The following is an 18,752-nucleotide window of genomic DNA, read 5'->3' as shown; positions in this document are numbered from 1 at the left end:
CGGGGCAGTCCCGGTGACCCGGGGCGTCCGCCCCGGTTGACCGGGCATGAAGCCGCGCCTCAGTGTCGTCGTCCCGGTCCACAACGTCGAGGACTATCTGGAGGACTGCCTGCGCTCGGTGGCCGAGCAGTCGGTCACCGACATCGAGGTGGTCCTCGTGGACGACGGCTCGACGGACAGCAGTACGGCCATCGCCGAGGACTTCGCCGCCCGCGACCGCCGCTTCCGCTTCGTGCGCCGCCCCAACGGGGGGCTGAGCGCGGCCCGCAACACGGGGGTGCGGCACACCACGCCGGACGTGCCGTACCTGGCGTTCGTCGACAGCGACGACATCGTCGTCCACGACGCCTACGCGCGGATGCTGGGCTCGCTGGAGTCGACCGGCTCCGACCTCGCGACCGGCAATGTGTGGCGGCTGAACGAGCAGGGTCGCCAGCAGGCCTGGCAGTACCGGTGGCTGACCGGCACCCGGGCGCGCACCCACATCAGCCGCGATCCGCGGCTGCTCGCCGACCGGGTCGCCTGGAACAAGGTGTTCCGGCGCTCCTTCTGGGACCGGCACGCCTTCACCTTCCCGGAGGGGAAGCTCTACGAGGACACCCCGGTGATGATCCCGGCGCACTACCTCGCCGGCTCGGTGGACGTGCTGCACGAGCACGTCTACTACTGGCGGGTGCGGGAGGGTTCGATCACCCGGCGTCGTACGGACGTGGCCGGCGTACGGGACCGGATCGCGGCGTGCGAGCAGGTCAGCGCGTTCCTCGCGGGCCGGGGCAAAGTGGCGAACGGCGGTGCGCGGCGCCGCTACGACCTCTCGTGCCTGCGCGACGACTTCGTGTACTTCCTGGAGGGGCTCGCCCTGGGCGGACCCGGGTACCGGGAGGCGTTCATGGCGGACGCCGGGGCGTTCCTGGACCGGATGGAGCGGATGGACGGGGCGGGCCGCGCGGACCGGGCCGTGGCCCACGAGCTGCCGGCGGAGCTGCGGATCAAGTGGCGGCTGGTGAAGGAGCGCCGGCTTCCGGAGCTGCTGGAGGTGCTCGCCTTCGAACGGGCCAACGGCGCCGGGACGTTCACGGTCGGCGGCGTGCCGGGGCGGCGGCAGGGCGGTTTCCCCGGCATCCCGGACACCACCCGCCTGGCCCGTGCCGATCTCCCGGCCGTGGCACGGCTGCTGGAGGCGCGGTGGAGCGATGACGGGAAGCTGCGGCTGCGCGGTTACGCGTACATCCGCAATCTGCCGGCCGCGACGCCACGCCACTCGCTGAAGGTGGGCATGGTGCGGGCGGCCGGCGGACAGCAGCTGCGGACGGTGCCGGTACGCGGCGTGCCCGCGCCCGAGGCGACCGTCGACTCCGGCCAGCAGGTGCACGGTTACGACCATTCCGGCTTCGAGATGACCCTCGACCCGCGCCGGCTGCGGCCCGGCAGCTGGCTGGTGGGGATGATGGTGGCCGCCCAGGGCACGGTCCGCCGGGTGGCGGTGCGCGCCGTGGAGGCGGGGGCCGTCCAGCCGCTCGTCCACGACCTGGGCGACGGACGGCGGGCGGTGCTCGACTACCGGGGCGGGCGGCTCCGGCTGAATCTGGCGGAGCTGCCCGCCCGCTGCGAGACCCACCGCTTCGGCGAGGACCTGGAGCTGACGGGCCGGCTGTACGGGAGTGCCCGGCCGAAGGCCCTGGTGCTGACCTGCGACGGGGTGACGGACCAGGAGTTCGGCCACCCCGTCGAATGCCGGCCGGACGGCCGCTTCACGGTACGGATCCCGCTCGCCGATCTCGCCGGGATGGCGGCCGCGCCACCGGCGCCGCACCGGGCGCCGCGCGAGGTCGAGCCGGAGCCCGGCGGGCGGTGGCGGGCGCGGCTGGTCATGGCCGACGGATCCCGGGTACCGCTCGCGGCGGCCGGGGAGTCGGCTCCGCCGGTCGTGGCCGACGCGGCGGGCGAGCTGGTGCTGGACCTGAGCGGGCAGCCGTTCGTGGACGGGGCCGTGTGGACGCCGGACGGTGCGCTGCGGGTGGAGGGGGTGACCGGCGCCGGTACGGGCGTACGGCAGGACAAGGGCCCGGACCGTCTCGTCCTGCGGCACGAGACGCTGCGCGAGACGGTGTCGGTGCCCGTCACCCACGACGAGCGGCGCGCGCGGGGAGCGCGCGGCGAGGCCCGCGAAGGGGGCGGCGGGGGGTGCCGCTTCTCCGCGTTCCTGGCGCCGTCGGTGGCGGCCGGGCTGCACGAGGGCCGCTGGGACGCCTATCTGGGCGGCCGGCCGGTCCGGGTGCTGACCTCGCTCGCCGCCCGGCTGCCGTTTCGCGGAAGCGTCCCGGTCGCCGCGGCCCCCGTGCCCGGCCGGGAGTTCGCCCTGGACCGCCGGTCCGGCGACCGGCTGACCGTACTGGCCGGACCGGTGCTCGCGCCCGCCGAACGCGGCGCGTACCGCCGGGCCGAACTGCGCGCCGGGCACTATCCGGCCCGGCGCGTAATGCCGCTGCGGGACGCGGTCCTCTACACGGGCGGCGACTCGCCGCGCGCCGTCCACGCCGAACTCCTGCGCCGGGGGGTGGAGTCGGAGCACCTCTGGGTCACCGACGGAGTCCACGGACACGTCCCGCCCACCGCCGTCCCGGTCGTCGAGCACAGCGCCGCCTGGTACGAGGCGCTGGCGCGGTCCCGCCGCATCGTCACCGCCGAGCAGCTGCCCGAGTGGTTCGAGCGCCGCCCCGGCCAGACCGTCGTGCAGACCTGGCACGGCACCCCGCTCGGCCGCTTCGGCACGGATCTGGACGGCACCCTGTACGCCGACCACCAGGAGCTCGCCACGCTGGCGCACCGCTCGGCCCAGTGGTCCGTCCTGGTCTCCCCCAGCAGCCACTCCACCCCGCTGCTGCGGCGCGCGCTCGGGTACCGGGGCGAGGTCCTGGAGGCGGGCTCCCCCGCCAACGACCTGCTCTTCTCGGCCGACCGCGCCAAGACCGCGGAGCGGGTACGGCACAGGCTCGGCATCCCGGACGGCCGCCGGGTCGTGCTGTACGCGCCGACCTACCGCGACCAGCTGGCCCACCCCTCCGGCACCGACGAACGGCCCCGCTACCGCTGGGACCCGGCGCTGGACCCGGCCGCACTGGCGCGGTCCATCGGTGACGTCCACACGGTGCTGGTGCGCCGCCATCCCCGGGTGACCGGGAGCGTGCCGCAGCGGCCGGGCGTACGCGACGTGTCGGCGCACCCGGACACGGCGGAGCTGCTGCTGATCGCCGATGTGCTGGTCACGGACTACGCGGGCCTGATGTTCGACTTCGCGCACACGGGCCGCCCGATGCTCTTCCACACCCACGACCTGGAGCACTACCGCGACACGGTGCGCGGTTTCTGCCTGGACTTCGAGAGCCGGGCGCCGGGCCCGCTGCTCGCCGACGCGGACGAGATCGCGGTGTGCCTGCGGGACACGGGCACCCTGGACGCCTCGTCGGCCCGGCACGCGGCGGCGTACGAGAGCTTCCGCCGGGACTTCTGCGACCTGGACGACGGCGGGGCGGCGGCCCGGGTCGCGGACCGGCTGCTGGCCGAGGGCTAGCGGCTGTCGCTCAGGCCGCTTCGAGGGCGGCGACCGCGGAGGCCGCCAGGTCGTCGAGGTAGCCCTTGGGCAGCGGGGCGCGGACGACGGCGAGCCGCCAGTAGAGCGGGCCGACGATCAGGTCCAGCGCCCGGTCCGGGTCGCTGCCCTCGGGCAGCTCGCCGCGGGCCACGGCGTCCCGTACGACCACGGCGGCGATGCCCTGCTGCGGGTCCAGCAGGGCGGCCTTGATCGTGTCGGAGATCTCCGGGTTGCGGGCCGCCTCGACCAGGAGGTCCGGGATGACCTGCGAGGCGACGGGGTGGCGCAGGGCGTAGGAGGCGAGTTCGAGCACCGCCCGGACGTCCCCGTACAGCGAACCGGTGGCCGGAGCCGGCATGCCCTGGACCGCGACGGCGGACACCAGGTCGAGGACCAGGGCCAGCTTGGACTTCCAGCGGCGGTACACGGCGGTCTTGCCGACGCCCGCGCGCCGCGCGATCCCCTCCATCGACATCCGGGCGAAGCCCACCGCGGCCAGCTCCTCGAAGACGGCGCCGCGAATCGCATCGGTGACGTCCTCGCGCAGCACGGCGGCTCCGGCGGGGACACGGCGGCGGGTTCCCGGGTCGGTGGTCATGGCCGAATCATAGTCCGTAACGACGAAACGGTTGCGTTGCGACGCGGATGCGTCCTACCCTCGGCGTTGCGACGATACGGTCCCGTTCCGTCGATTCGCGTTCCTTGCCCTCCCGTCGAAAGCGATCGTGGTGAGCCAGACAGCAACCCCAGCGGCCCCGGCCGACACCCCTGCCGGTGCGCCCTTCCCGGTGTACGCACCGGGCGAGCTCGCCGCGCTCGCCGCCCGGCACGGACTGACGATGAGCGGGGCCCGGCCCTCACTGGTGGCGTACATCCGGCAGCTGTGGGGACGCCGGCACTTCATCACGGCGTTCGCCACCGCCAAGCTGACCGCCCAGTACAGCCAGGCGAAGCTCGGCCAGATCTGGCAGATCATGACGCCGCTGCTGAACGCGACGGTCTACTACTTCATCTTCGGCGTCCTGATGAACACCAAGCGCAACGTCGAGGACTTCGTGCCGTTCCTCGTCACCGGCGTCTTCATCTGGACCTTCACCAGCAGCTCGATCACCGCGGGCACCCGTGCGATCAGCGGCAATCTGGGGCTCGTCCGGGCGCTGCACTTCCCGCGCGCCTCGCTGCCGATCGCCCTGGCCCTGCAACAGCTCCAGCAGCTGCTGTTCTCGCTGGGCGCGCTGGTGCTGATCCTGGTGGGGTTCGGGCAGTTCCCCAGGCCGTCCTGGCTGCTGGCCGTCCCGGCGCTGCTCCTGCAGGCCGTGTTCAACACCGGTGTCTCCATGGTGGTGGCGCGGCTGGCCGCCCGGACGCCGGACATCGCCCAGCTGATGCCGTTCATCCTGCGCACCTGGATGTACGCGTCCGGGGTCATGTGGAGCGTGGACACGATGCTCAAGGGCGAACGGGTTCCGCACTTCGTGATGGTGATGCTGGAGTGCAATCCGGCCGCCGTCTTCATCGATCTGATGCGATTCGCGCTCATCGACAGCTTCGGCGCGTCCCACCTCCCGCCGCATGTGTGGGCCATCGCCGCGGGCTGGGCACTGGTGTGCGGGGTCGGCGGATTCGTGTACTTCTGGCAGGCGGAGGAGCGGTACGGACGTGGCTGACGACATGGCTGACAACAACGAGCGGGTACCGACCGTCGTCGTGGACGACGTCCACATCACGTACAAGGTCAACGGCGCCCGCACCGGAAAGGGCAGCGCCACCTCGGCGCTGAGCCGGATCGTCTCGCGCCGGCAGGCCCCCGGGGTGCGCGAGGTGCACGCCGTGAAGGGGGTGAGCTTCGCGGCGTACAAGGGCGAGGCCATCGGCCTGATCGGCTCCAACGGCTCGGGGAAGTCGACCCTGCTCAAGGCCATCGCCGGCCTGCTGCCCGCCACGAAGGGCCGGGTGCACACCCAGGGCCAGCCCTCGCTGCTCGGGGTGAACGCCGCGCTGATGAGCGATCTGACCGGCGAGCGCAACGTGGTGCTCGGCGGCCTCGCGATGGGCATGACGCGCGCCCAGATCCGCGAGCGCTACGAGGGCATCGTCGACTTCTCCGGCATCAACGAGAAGGGCGACTTCATCACCCTGCCGATGCGCACGTACTCCTCCGGCATGGGCGCCCGGCTGCGCTTCTCGATCGCGGCCGCCAAGAGCCACGACGTCCTCCTGATCGACGAGGCGCTGTCCACCGGCGACGCCAGGTTCCAGCGGCGCAGCAAGGAACGGATCATCGAGCTGCGCAAGGAGGCCGGCACGGTCTTCCTGGTCAGCCACAGCAACAAGTCGATCACCGAGACCTGCGACCGGGCGATCTGGCTGGAGGCGGGAACGCTGCGGATGGACGGTCCGGCGGACGAGGTCGTGGCGGCGTACGAGAAGTTCACCTCCGGCAAGAAGTAGGGCGCGGCGGCGTACGAGGAGTTCGCCCCCGGCAAGAAGCAGGGCGCGGCGGCCGGGGCGATAAACTCCCCTGCCGCACCACGGGGTTGCGTTCGAACCGCTCAGGGGGGCACATGCAGGACGGCGTACCGGGACCGCTGCGGGCGGACGATCCGCGGGAGATCTCCGGCTACGCCCTGCGGGCCCGGGTGGGCGAGGGCGGGATGGGCACCGTCTATCTCTCGCACACCCGGGGCGGCCAGCCCGTGGCCCTGAAGGTGATCCGCCGGGAGTACGCGCAGGACCCGGAGTTCCGGGTGCGGTTCGCCCGTGAGGTGGCCGCGGCCCGCCGGGTCTCCGGGTACCACCTGGTGCCCGTCGTCGACCACGACACCGAGGGGCCGCGGCCCTGGCTCGCCACCCACTACGTCCCCGGCCTGCCGCTGGACGCCGTCCTCGGCGCGCACGGACCGCTGCCGACGGCCGCGGTGCTCCGGCTGACCGGCGCTCTCGCCCGCGCGCTGGACGCCGTCCACACCGCCGGGGTCATCCACCGCGACATCAAGCCCGGCAATCTGCTGCTCGCCGCGAGCGGCCCCTGGCTGCTCGACTTCGGGATCGCACGGGCGGCCGGCACCCGGACCCTCACCACGGCGGGGCGGCTGATCGGCAGCCCGAAGAACATGTCGCCCGAGCACGCGCTGGGCCGAAGGCTCACCCCCGCGTCCGATGTGTTCGCGCTCGGGCTGCTGGCCGCCGAGGCCGCCACCGGGCAGCATCCTTACGGCCGGGGCCACGGCCTCGCCGTCGCCGCCCGGATCGCGGGCACCGACCGCGAACCCCCTCGCCTGGACCATCACCCGCAGCCGCTGCGGCAGTTGCTCCAAAGCTGCCTGTCCGCCCGGCCCGAGGAGCGCCCCGCCGCCCGCGAGGTCGCCGAGCTGTGCGAGCAGGCGCTCGGCGAGGACGGCGGACCGGGGCCGCGGAACTTCACCGGCTGGCTGCCGGACCCGGTGGCGTCGGCCGTGGCCCGGATCGAGGCGGCGACGCGGCCCCGCCCGTCCTCGTACACCCCCACCTATGTGCCGACCGTGCGTGACCCCTCGGCCGCCGACCGGCCCCATCGGTCGCGCCGAACGTCCGGCCCCCAATGATGAATTGACGGCCCGCCACCTGTCGTAGGCTCCATCCGGTCAGATTTCGGTCATGCGAGCGGGGGAGGCTCCCATCAGTACCGGCACGGGCGACATACTCACACCTCTGGGACCGGACGATCCGCGCGAGGCCGCCGGATACCGGCTGCTCGCCCGCATCGGCGAGGGCGGCATGGGGACCGTCTACCTCTCGCACACCCGCGGTGGCCAGGCCGTCGCGCTGAAGCTGATCCGCCGCGAGTTCGGCGACGATCCCGAGTTCCGCCGCCGGTTCGAGCAGGAGGTGCAGGCCGCCCGCCGGGTGCAGGGCTACCACCTGGTGCCGGTGGTCGACCACGACACCTCCGGCCAACAGCCCTGGCTCGCCTCGGCGTTCGTGCCCGGCATGTCGCTGCAAGCGGCGCTGACGGACCACGGGCCGCTGCCGCTGCCCACGGTCTTCCGGCTCATCGGCTGTACGGCCCGAGCGCTCACCGCCATCCACGCGGCCGGGGTCGTCCACCGCGATCTGAAGCCCGGCAACATCCTGCTCGGGGCGAGCGGCCCGTACGTCATCGACTTCGGGATCGCCCGCGCCGCCGACGCCACCCAGCTCACCCGCAGCGGCGGGCTGATCGGAACCCCGCAGTTCATGTCGCCCGAGCACGCGCTCGGGGAGCAGGTCGGACCGGCCACCGACGTCTTCTCGCTCGGTCTGATCGCGGCGCTCGCGGCGACCGGCCGTCATCCGTACGGAACGGGCGGGGCGATGACCGTCGCCGCCCAGATCGCCAACACCGAGCACCGGCCGCCCCGGCTCGACGGCTATCCGCCGGAGCTGCGCCCGCTGCTGGAACGCTGCCTGGCCGCGGATCCGCGAGCGCGCATCGGCACCACCGAACTCGCCGCCCTGTGCGAGCAGTCGGCGGGCCGGCCGCTGAGCGAATCGGCCGGCTGGCTGCCGGAGCCGCTCGCCGCGGAGATCGCCCGCCGCGAGCAGGCCGCGCAGCTGCCCCCGCCGCCGGCGGGCCCGGCGGCGGCACCCACGTACCCACCGAACACGGACCTGTCGCCGACCGGCGCCACCGCCCCCGCCGACCCGGTGCCGCCGGGCGCGCAGACCGGATTCGCGACGACCGCGCCGCACCGGCCGCCCGCGCACACCCTGTCGCACCAGCCGCCCACCCAGGCCCCGCCGCAGCCCGGCCACCCCACCGTGTCGCCGCCGGTGCCCGGCCCGGCACCGGCGACCGCTCCCGCCCCGAAGTCCCGGGGGCCGGTGCGGGTCGCGGTGGCCGCCGGGGTCGCGCTGCTGCTGGTCGCGGGGACGTGGGTGATCGCCACCCACGGCAACGACAAGGACGGCGGCACCACGGACGCCGACGACTCGCACAGCGACCGGCCCTCGCAGCCGGAGCCCGATCCGAAACCGTCGGACTCCACCTCGTCCGGATCGTCCGGATCGTCCGCGCAGCAGAGCAGCTACAAGGTGATCTTCAAGGACCGGCCGTTCGCGCTGCGGGCACCCGCCGAGCCGAGTGTCATCGGAGTCGATCTCGACGAACCACGGATCTCGGGCCCCAGCGAATTCACCGACAGCGACGACGAGCTGGAGCTGAGCGAGGTGTCGGGCGGCAGCTGGACATTCCGTACGCCGGCGGGCAAGAGCACCGGAGCCACCCCCGAACAGTGCCTCCAGGGCTCGCAGTCCGACGTACTGCCGTCCGAGATCAGGGAGAAGGAACTCCAGCGCGGCCAGACCCTGCCGGTGGGCACCCGGCTGTGCACGGTGACGTCCGACGGCAATCTCGCCATGCTGAAGATCACCAAGGTGGAGAAGCGCGCCACCAACGATCTGCCGGACTACTTCACCGAACTCACCCTGTGGCAGCAGTAGGCACACCGCCGCTGCGGCTCCACAGCCGCAGCAGTACCCGCTCCCGCGACTCCCCCGCCGCCAGCAGCGCCGCCGCCCGCGACCAGGTGGCGGCGGGCAGCCCGTGAGCGGTGATCATCCGGTGGAGCACGGGAGAGGGGCCGGGCAGCATCAGCAGTTCGCCGAGCAGCCGGGCGTCGGCGGGCGGTGCGTCGGTGGCGAGGACCAGGTCGAGCGCGTCCGGGCCGAAGCGCTCCACCAGCGCGAGCCCGTCCTCGCCCGCCGCGAGTAGCCACGGGGTGAGCCGGCCGCTCTGCCCGCCGTGCCGCTCCCGCTGCTCCACCAGCAGCCGCAGCACCCGCTCCCCCGCCGGGCCCGCCAGCAGCGGCAGCCAGCGCGGGCCCCAGACGGTGAGGGCGTCGGCGGCGCCCGGCAGCCGTTGTTCGACGACGCCCGCGGTGACGGCGACGCGCGGCCCGAACCGGACGCCGGCGGTCAGCACGGCCTCCAGCGAGGGTGGCGCCAGCACCCCGGTGAGCGGGGTGAGCCCGGCGAGGGTGCGGCGCTGTTCGGGGCTGAGCCGCAACCGGTCGGCGAACTGCTGGGCGATCACCCCGAGTCCCTCGCGCAGGAGGGTCCGCAGGGCGTCGCCCGGGTCCGGGGCGGCGAGGATCATCGGGAGTTCGCGACGGGCCCGCGGGTCGAGTACGGCCTCGGGCTCCGCGGCGTACAGGTCGAGGAGCGCGGCGCGCTGCCCCGGGCTGCCGAGGCCGGCGAGCAGGGGCAGCAGGGCGGGGGTGGCCAGCAGCGACTCCAGCACGGGCGCGGCCGTCCCGGGCGCGCCGAGCACCGCCTCGGTGACCCGGCGCCCCAGCCCCGTGCCGTCCACCGCCCAGTCGCGGATCTTACCGGGGCGCTCCACCACATTGCCGACGATCCAGCCCAGCGCCTTGCCCCGGCCGAGTTGCCGCCGCGACCACTCGACGGCCGCCGCGGTGGCGAACGGGCCCGCCTGCTCGCTCTCGTAACCCCGCTGCTGGAAGGCGACCAGCACCTCGTCGAGCGGGCGCCGCAGCCCTTCCGCGTATCCGCCGAGGATGCTCATCGCCCGTTGGTCCAGGCCGAGTTCATGGGCGTGCCGCAGTCCCTCGGTGCCGAGTTCGGCGAGGGCGTCCGCCGGATCGGGGAAGGCGGCGACGATCTCGGCGATGTCGAGGTCGCCCTGTTCGGCGAGCCAGCGGGCGGCGAGCAGCGGGTGCGCGCAGACGGTGGCCCAGTGCTCGGGTCCGGTGCCGAGCAGGGCGCGTACCGCGTCGGCTCCCGGGACCTGTGCGTCGGCGGCGATCCTCAGCAGCACCCGGGCGTCGACGGTGCCCGCCGGGTCCTGGGCGGCGATCTGGACCCAGCCGAGGCCGAGGGCGCCGAGGTGTTCGGGCTGGCGCAGCCCGTCGAGGAGCATCCGCCACATCTGCGGGGTGTAGCGGGACAGGAGGTCCAGGTCGTCGCCCTGGAGGTGCGGGCCGAGCAGTTCGAGCAGCTCGGGGTCCTCCAGCCGTCCGGCGAGGAACTGGAGGCTGGGCGCCGGGATCTCGGAGAGCACCGCGACCAGCGTGTCGTCCATCGAGGCGACGGCCGCGGCGAGCCTGGCGGGGTCGACCTCGGTGACGGCGGTGCACAGCCGCCCGTAGAGACCGACCCGGCGGATGCCGGGGCGCTCGCGCAGGGCGTCCTCCATCGGCAGCGCCCCGGCGGCGACGGGACGGTCCGGGTCGAAGACCGTCGCGAGCCGGGTGGCGACGGGGAGCAGCCGGCGGGCGGCCTCGTCGTAGAGGTCCTCGGCGGCGGGGCCCAGCAGCGCGGACATCAGGCAGTCGCGGAAGACGGAGCCGGGCACGCCGGACAGGGCGGCGACCAGGCGCCGCATCCGGGCCTCGTCGAGCAGCCGGTTCTGCTTGCGCATGCCGGGGGCGTTCTGCCGGGCGCGCACCGCGACGAGCAGTTCGGTGTTGGTGCCGAAGCAGTCGGTCATCTGGTCCAGGAGCTTGCCGCGCTGGCGGGGCGGCAGCTGGTCGGCGCCGCCCAGCGCCAGGGTCCAGCCCGCCGCGAAGGTCCGCCGCCGCATCGCCTGGCCGCCGACGCCGCCGAGGAGTTCGGCGGAGTAGGCGTCCATGTCCCGGTCGGTGAGGTAGGGCAGCTGGTCGGCGGGGCGGCCCGCGATGCGCGGTACGGCGCCCGCGAGGTCGTCCGGGTCGACGCGCTGGGCGCGCCCGCCGCGCACCGCCTCGATCCGCCGCAGGTCCTCAGCCCCGATCCGGCCCGCGACGACGAGCCGGGCCCGGGGCGCGGCGGCGGCGGCCCGGCAGACCTGGGCGGCGAAGTCCTTGGGGTTCAGCAGCACCCAGCCGGCGCCGGAGAGCAGGGTGGCGGTACGGGTACCCAGGCGCCGCTGCTCGAACGCGGCCAGCGCGATCACCTTGGGCCCGTGGTCGTGGAGCAGGCCCAGGCGCAGCACCTCGGGGTTGATGTCGAGGCGGTTGCCGCCGCCGGAGTCCTGGGCGGCGTCGTCGTACACGAGCAGCGCCTCGGCCTCCGCGAAGTCGCGCAGTGCGCGGGCCTCCTCCTCGTGCCGGGCGGCGCGGGCCAGGGTGTCGGCGAGCTGTCCGGGGCGCAGCGCGGGCACCCGCTGGAATCCGGCGGCCGACAGATAGCCGCCGAGGTCGGCGGGGCCGTGCACCGGGCCCCAGGCGGCGGGCGGCAGTCCGCAGGCCATCCAGCCGGCCAGCCGGGTCAGGGCGCGCAGCTGCACCTCCCGCCAGCGCACCGCGGTGTCCTGGCCGGTGGCGGAGGCGGGCGGGAGGTCCTCGCCGAGCAGGAGCGCGCTGGGCAGCGACATGCCCTGTGGCCCAGGCATCCGGCCCTCGGACGGTACGTAGCCGTGCCGGCCGAGACCGACGAGGGCGAGCGAGCCGGAGTTGAGGACGAGGTGGTCCGGGGAGAGCTCCAGCGGGGTGAATCCGGCGTGTGCCATGTCGTCCAGGGCGCGGCCGAGCGGGACGAGGGTGTGCAGCGCCTCGGCGGGGGTCCAGCGGTGGCCTGCGGCGAGCATGGTGTCGAGGTCGTCGCGTTCGCGCAGCGCGTGCAGCGGTACGGAGGAGGCGCCGGGCGACCATGCCGTGACGAGGGCGGGCGGCAGTCCGGGGTGGTCGACGATGTCCAGGAGGGCGGGGGTGACGGGGCTGCCGGTCGCGAGGAGGGCGGCGGCCCGGCCCCGCTGTTTGCGGTTCGGGAAGACCCGCAGCGCACCGTACGCGTCGGCGTCCTCGTCCTTCACCAGCCGGGTGGCCCGGACGGCCGCGCCGGCCGAGGAGCGCAGATGGCCGGGGCGCAGCTGGACGGTGTGCGGCTCCCAGACGCGGCCGGAGCGGCCGGGGATGCGGGTGAGCAGCCCGGTGAGCGGGGCATTGGCTCCGGTACGGCGGGGCATCGCGGCTCCCGGCTGGTTCATCGGTGCTCCCCCAGGGCGCGGAGCGCGGACTGCAGGGCCGTGGCGCTGCGGGCGCGGGCGAGGTCGGTCCTGACCCGGTCGACGGTGGCCAGCCGGAACTTCTTCGCCGACAGGCAGGTGGTGAGGGCGTTGGTGAGGATCGGCCCGTAGCGCAGACCGGCGATGAAGCGGCGGGCCGGGGCGCTGACGTCGAAGTCCTCCGCGTACAGCTCGCGCGCCTGCCGGTCGGTGAGCCTGCGCAGCGCGGCGGCGTGGGCGAGGGTGGCGCCCAGCATGTAGATGTCGAACCGCTCGGAGGCCGGGGCGAGTTCGGAGGGTTCGTCGGTGCCTTCGGCGGAGGGCGGGGCGTAGGCCCTCGTGGTGGTGCGGATGCGGTCGCCGATCTGGACGGCGGCGTCGTAGTCGATGAGCACGTACCGGGCGGGCGGCCCGAGGACGAGGATGTTCTCCGGTTTGATGTCGGCGTGGATCCAGCCCTTGGAGTGCTCGTCCCCGTTGTGCCGGTCGGCGTGGAGCGCGGCGAGGGTGTTGCACAACTGCTCGGCCAGGTCGAGGAGTTGCTCGGGCTTGAAGCGGCGGTGCGATGCGGCCCGCTCGTCGATCTCCTCCTGGAGGGTGCGTGAGACGCCGCCGTGGTGCGTGCGTGAGACGCCGCCGTAGTGCCCGATGAACTGCTGCACCACGAAGCTCTCGTACGGCACCTCGCCCGGCATGCCGCCGCCCGGCCGCCCGCCGTGCCTGCCGTCGGCGAGCAGGGAGGGGGACGGCTGGGACTCGACGCTGATCACGACGGGGCACTGCTGGGTGAGCTGTGCGGCCTGCCGGGCGGCCCGCAGCCCCTGGTCGCGCTGTTTCTTCTGCTCGCCCAGCGCTCCGTGGACGCTGCGCGGGTCGTCGAGGTCCGACTGCGACCACCACATGCCCTTGATCACCACGTCGCCGCCGGACCAGCGGTCCTCGGCGAGTACGGCGTACCCCTGGCCCGCACCGGCGAGCAGGCGCTTGGTGCGGAAGCGGCCGTCCTCGCCGTAGGCCTCGGGGAGCCAGGCCAGCCGGGGCGAGCCCAGGGCGTCGGGATGCTCGGCGTGCACCCAGCAGGGCTGGAACGGGGTCACCTGGCGTACTCGCTTCCGGGCTCGTCACCGGTCCGGGCCCCGTTGCTGATGCGCAGCCGTACGGTGCCGGGGCCCAGGTGGAGTTCGTCGCCGTCCTCCAGCGCGTACGGCGTTCCGGCGGCCAGCCGGGCGGTGCGCGGCAGTCCGTCGAAGTCGAGCTCCGGGTTGAGGAAGGAGGCGTTGTTCTCGGGCAGATGCTCGGCGAGCGGTCTGCCGTCGTCGTCGAGGAAGATCCGCAGATGGGCCCGGCTGATCTCGGCCGCCCGGTCGGCGCCGAGCCCTTCGGTGACATCGGTGGCCCCGGGGCGGCTGCGCGAGGCCCGGCCCAGTGTCAGCCCCTGCGACGGCACCGTGACGGTCGCCCGGACCGTGTAGCCGTGTTGCACGGTGACCAGGACCGGACCGGCGTCCAGCCCCTCGGGCACCGGCGGTTCGACGACGACCTCGACCGCCTCGTAGCCGCACGAGCGGCAGAACCAGCGGTTGCCGTCCTTGTTGACCTGACGCGGCAGCAGCACCGTGCCGCGGCGCAGACAGGTGCCCGCCGGATCGGTGCAGCGGAAGCGTTCCTCGGCGTCCTCGCGCAGCAGCCCGGCCTTGTCGAGCTTGTGGAGCCGGTCGCGTTCGATCTCCTCGTCGGTGGCGACCCCGAGGTGGCGCGGGCTGAGCAGGACCCGGCCGTGCACCCAGCGCGCCGACCAGACCCGGGAGTTGTTGCCCTGCAGCCAGGCGTGCTCCCGGCGGGCGAAGCGGAAGTTGTCGCTGGAGACGATGGCCGACCCGAACTGCGTGGCGAGCGCGAGGATCCGGTCGTCGGCGTCCCCCTGGTGGACCTCGAGCCACTGCTCGCGCTCGGCCTGCCTCACCAGATGCTGTTCGTCGAGGAACGGGCGGACGGTGGCGTCGAGCACGGCTATCGCGGTGGTGCCCGGGTGTTCACGCAGCCAGGCGTCCCGTACCCCGACGACCCGGGAGAAGGGCCAGGGCCGCTTCCTGGTCGCGGCGACGTTCGAGGCGTCGATGATGACGCCGGGCACGCTCACCGCGGCCCCCGGCCCGGCGGCGGTTCGGTGGGGGCGCCGGGCGGAAGGGTGGGCGGGCCACCGTACGTACCACTGCCGGTGCCGTACGTTCCACTTCCGCTTCCGTACGTTCCGCTGCCGCTGCCGTACGTTCCGCTGCTGTACGTACCGCTGCCGTACGCGGGGCCGTACTCGCCCTCGTCGTCGTCATCGTCGTCGAGGCTCTGCTGCCGGCGCCGGGCCCGGATCTCGTCCGGCGTCTCGACCGGGATCTGCTGGAACCAGTCCCGCTTGGACTTCGTGGAGCTGCGGCTGGATGCCGCCCGTGCCTCGTTCGCCACGTCCTTCGGGTCGAGTCCGTCCCGCAGACCGCCGCTCGCCCGCTGATAGGCGGCGGCCAGATCGGGGTCGGGGATGCGCCGGGCGCGCTCCACGCCCTCCTGGTAGATCCGCTCGCGCTCGGCCTTCGAGGCGGCTGCCGCGATCCGGCCGTTGATCTCCCGGTCCAGCTCGATGGCGTCGATCTGCCGCTTGAGGTCGGGCTGCAGGATCGGCGACATGGGGTTGTCGACCGTGCGCAGCGCGATCTGGCCGGGAGCGAGCTGCCGTGCCTCGCGTCCCGTGCCGATGGAACCGGTCGCCTTCAGCACGGGCATCGGACCGGCGCTGATCCGCTCGGGCGCACGCAGTCTGAGCGCGTACAGCGGCTGTCCCTCCTCCCCGGCGCCGATCGCGCCGAGCTTCAGCCGCACCCGGCTGGGCCGCCGCCCGCCGCCGTCCGCGAGCGCGCCGTCGACCCGGCGGCGGGTCGGGTCGAGCTGGTAGACGCCGAGCACGGGGAAGCTCGGATTGATCTCCAGGGACAGTTCGCCGCTGCCCGCCACCACGTCCCTGCCGAAGGCCGCGAACCTGGCGGTGATCTGCTTCATCGCCTCGGCGGCACCGGCGCGGGAGGCGACGTGCTCGGGCAGCCCGGTCGGCGCGAGGCGTTCGAGGAGCCCGAAGTCGGCGCCCGCGCCGATGCCGATGACATCGGTGTGCAGCTCGCGGTCGGCGGCGTCGCGGGCGAGGGCGGCGAGCCGGCCGGGGTCGGTCTCGCCGAAGTTCGGGATGCCGTCGCTGAACAGCACCACCCGGCGCGAGGCGGCCCGCTGCTGATCGAGCTGCTGGTACGCGCGCAGCAGCGCGCCCTCGATGTTGGTCCAGCGGCGCTCGTCCTCGATGTTGCCGTTCCACCGGCCGCGGCGCTGGAGCTCCCCCGCCGTGCCGGAGAAACGCACTCCGGTGTTCTGCGCGAAGGTCAGCACCTCGACGTGGGCGCCGCGCGGCAGTGCGGCGACCAGCTCCCGCACCCCGGCCTCGGCGACCTGCTTGCGGCTCGGGTCGTCGGGGTTGTCCGGGTCGGCGAACTGGTCGGTGCTCGAATCGGCCCTGATCTCCATGGAGTAGCTGTCGTCGATGGCGATGACATAGGCGACGCCCTCGACGACGCGGTCGCCCCGGCCCAGCTCGCGCGGGGCGATCAGGACGGTGAACTCCTCGCCGAGGTGCACCTCCTGCCGGTCCGCGGTGATCTTGATGTCCTCGGTGGTCATCGGTCCTTCGCCTCCCCCACCGCGCACACCAGCGCGGTCGCGTTGTCCCAGCCGCCGAGAGCCTCGGCCCGTTGCACCAGCGCGGCGGCGAGCGCGGGTGCGGTCGGTCTGCCGGACGCGTCGAGCTGTGCGGTCAGTTCCGCGAGCACGGCGCCGAACCACCGGTCCCGTTCCGGTTCGCTCGCCCCGTCCGAGGCGAGCAGCAGCAGATCCCCGGGGGCGACCCGGAACGTCCGGTGGGCCCAGCGGGCCGTACCGCCGCCGAGGAAGGAGACGAGCTGCGACTCCTCGCCCTCGGCATCGGCCGAGATCCGCAACCGTTCCGCGAACCCGGTGTGAGCGGGCGTCAGCTTCCATGCGGCATACGGGATTTCTCCCGCCGGTACGCGCACGGGCCGGATCAGCCAGGCCTCGGCGTCGCCCACCGACACGACGGACGCCGTGCCGTCGGGCCGCACGGTGGCGAGGACCGCGGCCGCGCTGCCGACGGCGGTGGCCCGCCCGACGGCGGCGTCCAGCTCGGCGATCAGCTCGGCGGGCGAGTCGGCTCCCGCAAGAGCATCGACAGGGGAATCGGTGAGGGAGTCGCCCGACAGCGCGCCCCCGGTGGCCTCCTCCTCCAGCCGCCACCGCCGTACCGCCTGCTCCAGCGCCGCGCGCGCGGCCGTGCCGCCCGAGCCGTCGCCGTCGCCGGTCACCCCGTCGAAGACCGCGCACCGCAGCACCCCGCTCGGCCCGGTCAGCGCTCCCGCGGTGTCCTCGTTGTCGGTGGCCGGATCGCCCTTGGCCTTGCGCGAGCCGACCGCGCTCTCCCGGTAGCAGAGCGTGGAGACACCGTCCGGCGCACGCCGGTCGAGCGCCTCGTGCAGCGGGGCGAGCCCGGCGGCGACCCCGTGGCGCAGTTCGTGCCCGAGGAGCCGGCGGCAGACCGCGTCCAGCCCCGGCGGGAAGTTCCCGGCGAACACGTCGAGCATCTGGAGCGCGTCCCGCAGATCCAGGCACGGCCGTTCGGCGACGGCGTCCACCAGCGCCCTGACCAGCGCCCGCCGGTCCCTGAGCTGCGGCGCCCCGTGCTGCGCGCCCTCCCTGCGCTCGCGCGGGCGGATCCGTCCGTCGAGGTCGTACCGGGGCAGCGCGGCCACCTGCCACCCCTCGTACGCGTCATGCCGCACGGACTCGGCGACCAGGCTTCCGGGCCCCGCCAGATCGAGCGCCGCGTCCACCGCCCGCCACAGTCCGGGCAGGGCCGCGACGAGTTCCTCGCGGTCCAGGCTGTGCGCGTCGACCACGCTGTCGCGGAGGGTCGGGGCCAGCGCCTGCGACCACTCCACTCTGATCTCCGGCAGCGCGACGGCACCGGACTCCGTTACGTCTGCGGGCAGTTCCACGCTCATGTCCCCCTCGGGCCCGCTTGATCACGCCCGCCGCCGGCGCGCCGACGGCGGTCCAGTACATGCCGCAGGACGCCCGCCTGCTCGGCCCTCGCCAGCTCGCCGCTCAGCCGGGCGACCTCCGCCTCGGCCCGCTGGGCGCGCTCCTGCCACTGCCACACCGCCTGGGCGACCTCGTCGCGGGCCGTCCTGACCTGCTGCTCGGCGTATTCCTGGGCGCGCTGCGCGGCCTCCTGCGCCCGCTGCTCGCGCTGAGCGGCCCGCTGTTCGGCGGCCTCCGCCCGTTCCCGCACCTCCGCCTTGGCGTCGGCGAGTTCCCGCTCGGCGCGCCGGGCTTCGGCCTCGACGTCGGCCCGGACCCGGGCGCGCTCCTCCGCCTGCGCGCGATGCAGCAGGGCGTCGAGATCGGGGCCCTGCCCGACCGGAAACACCCCGGCCCGGTCGGGCGCGGCGGCGGTGTACGGCTCGGGGTCCGCGTACAGCTCGGCCACCGGGGTCGCGGTGCCGATGGGCGGTTCGGCGAGGGCCAGCGGTACGAGTCGCACGGTGAGCGCGGCCGGATCGACCACCGTCACCGGCCGCCAGCCGCCGAACCCGTCCGTGGCCGCGTCCCCGTCCTCGCCCGGCACCACGGCCACCCGGCAGCCCGAGCCGAGCACGGCGTCCGCCCCGTCGACCTGCGCCCACAGGGTCTCCCCGGCCGTCAGCAGCGAGGCGGCGACCTCCGGGGAGGGGACCGGAACGCCGTACGGTCGCGGAGCGGGCGGCGGCGCGGAGGGCGGCGGCGGTGGCGCGCCGCCCGCCGCCGGTGTCTCGTCGGCGAAGCTGCCCCAGCCGTCGTCCCCGGCGCCCGCCCCGGACGGGGCGTGGTCGGGCGGTGGCGGCGGAGACTGCCCCGACGGCGTCTCGTCGATGAACGAACCCCAATCCGACACGCAAACGCCCCCACGTTCTCGTCCCTGCCGTCCCACGGCCCCCGTTCACACCTGCCTGCCGGAACCCGGGGGCCACCGAGGACGTCAATATAGTTGCACCGCACCAGGATTGACATATCGTCAACTCCTGTTCAGGGACTTCCGGGAAGGCGACCTCC

At 74.3% G+C, this 18,752-nt stretch carries 12 protein-coding genes; 5 read left to right on the top strand and 7 right to left on the bottom strand.

What is annotated here, in order from left to right:
* Positions 1-46 precede the first annotated feature (46 nt).
* A complete protein-coding gene (locus tag ACFV8T_RS02655) occupies positions 47-3,571 on the top strand; it encodes a CDP-glycerol glycerophosphotransferase family protein (protein WP_385323720.1) in 3,525 nt (1,174 codons plus the stop codon).
* Between the two features lie 10 nt (positions 3,572-3,581).
* Here ACFV8T_RS02655 and ACFV8T_RS02650 read toward each other — a convergent pair whose 3' ends face one another.
* Positions 3,582-4,190, bottom strand: coding sequence for a TetR/AcrR family transcriptional regulator (locus ACFV8T_RS02650; RefSeq protein ID WP_385323718.1), 609 nt, complete (start codon positions 4,188-4,190; stop codon positions 3,582-3,584).
* 127 nt (positions 4,191-4,317) lie between these two features.
* Here ACFV8T_RS02650 and ACFV8T_RS02645 point away from each other — a divergent pair, with 127 nt between their 5' ends.
* The 4 genes from ACFV8T_RS02645 (at position 4,318) to ACFV8T_RS02630 (ending at position 9,052) form a co-directional block, all read left to right on the top strand.
* Entirely contained in the window at positions 4,318-5,259 is a 942-nt protein-coding gene (locus ACFV8T_RS02645; protein WP_385323717.1) for an ABC transporter permease, read from the top strand.
* Between the two features lie 4 nt (positions 5,260-5,263).
* Positions 5,264-6,043, top strand: a complete 780-nt coding sequence (locus ACFV8T_RS02640) for an ABC transporter ATP-binding protein (RefSeq protein WP_266425804.1) — start codon at positions 5,264-5,266, stop codon at positions 6,041-6,043.
* Between the two features lie 113 nt (positions 6,044-6,156).
* The gene (locus ACFV8T_RS02635) at positions 6,157-7,176 is read left to right on the top strand and encodes a serine/threonine-protein kinase (protein ID WP_385323715.1); all 1,020 of its coding nucleotides are present in this window, start codon (positions 6,157-6,159) and stop codon (positions 7,174-7,176) included.
* 52 nt (positions 7,177-7,228) lie between these two features.
* Positions 7,229-9,052 (top strand): serine/threonine-protein kinase, encoded by a 1,824-nt coding sequence (locus tag ACFV8T_RS02630; RefSeq protein WP_385323712.1) that lies wholly within the window; start codon positions 7,229-7,231, stop codon positions 9,050-9,052.
* On the opposite strand, the gene ACFV8T_RS02625 is transcribed toward ACFV8T_RS02630, so the two are convergent.
* From ACFV8T_RS02625 to ACFV8T_RS02600, 6 genes are read right to left on the bottom strand one after another with little or no spacing between them, the layout of a single operon-like run.
* Complete coding sequence (locus ACFV8T_RS02625) at positions 9,033-12,536, bottom strand: hypothetical protein (protein WP_385323710.1); 3,504 nt, start codon at positions 12,534-12,536, stop codon at positions 9,033-9,035. The two genes, ACFV8T_RS02630 and ACFV8T_RS02625, sit on opposite strands and share 20 nt — an antisense overlap.
* Complete coding sequence (locus ACFV8T_RS02620) at positions 12,533-13,651, bottom strand: hypothetical protein (RefSeq protein ID WP_385323707.1); 1,119 nt, start codon at positions 13,649-13,651, stop codon at positions 12,533-12,535. The genes ACFV8T_RS02625 and ACFV8T_RS02620 overlap by 4 nt, the downstream gene beginning before the upstream one ends.
* Positions 13,648-14,694 carry a hypothetical protein gene (locus ACFV8T_RS02615; protein ID WP_385323705.1) on the bottom strand — a complete coding sequence of 349 codons (1,047 nt, stop codon included), beginning with the start codon at positions 14,692-14,694 and terminating at the stop codon, positions 13,648-13,650. The genes ACFV8T_RS02620 and ACFV8T_RS02615 overlap by 4 nt, the downstream gene beginning before the upstream one ends.
* A complete protein-coding gene (locus ACFV8T_RS02610) occupies positions 14,691-16,268 on the bottom strand; it encodes a VWA domain-containing protein (protein ID WP_385323703.1) in 1,578 nt (525 codons plus the stop codon). Before ACFV8T_RS02610 ends, ACFV8T_RS02615 begins: the two co-directional genes overlap by 4 nt.
* A complete protein-coding gene (locus ACFV8T_RS02605) occupies positions 16,265-17,662 on the bottom strand; it encodes a hypothetical protein (protein ID WP_385323700.1) in 1,398 nt (465 codons plus the stop codon). The genes ACFV8T_RS02610 and ACFV8T_RS02605 overlap by 4 nt, the downstream gene beginning before the upstream one ends.
* Positions 17,659-18,594: a hypothetical protein gene (locus ACFV8T_RS02600; RefSeq protein WP_385323698.1), complete on the bottom strand. Its 936-nt coding sequence runs from the start codon at positions 18,592-18,594 to the stop codon at positions 17,659-17,661. The genes ACFV8T_RS02605 and ACFV8T_RS02600 overlap by 4 nt, the downstream gene beginning before the upstream one ends.
* Between the last annotated feature and the right edge of the window lie 158 nt (positions 18,595-18,752).

The organism is Streptomyces sp. NPDC059832, from assembly GCF_042731715.1.
GTDB lineage: Bacteria > Actinomycetota > Actinomycetes > Streptomycetales > Streptomycetaceae > Streptomyces.
This window is presented reverse-complemented; position numbering and strand designations above follow the sequence as displayed.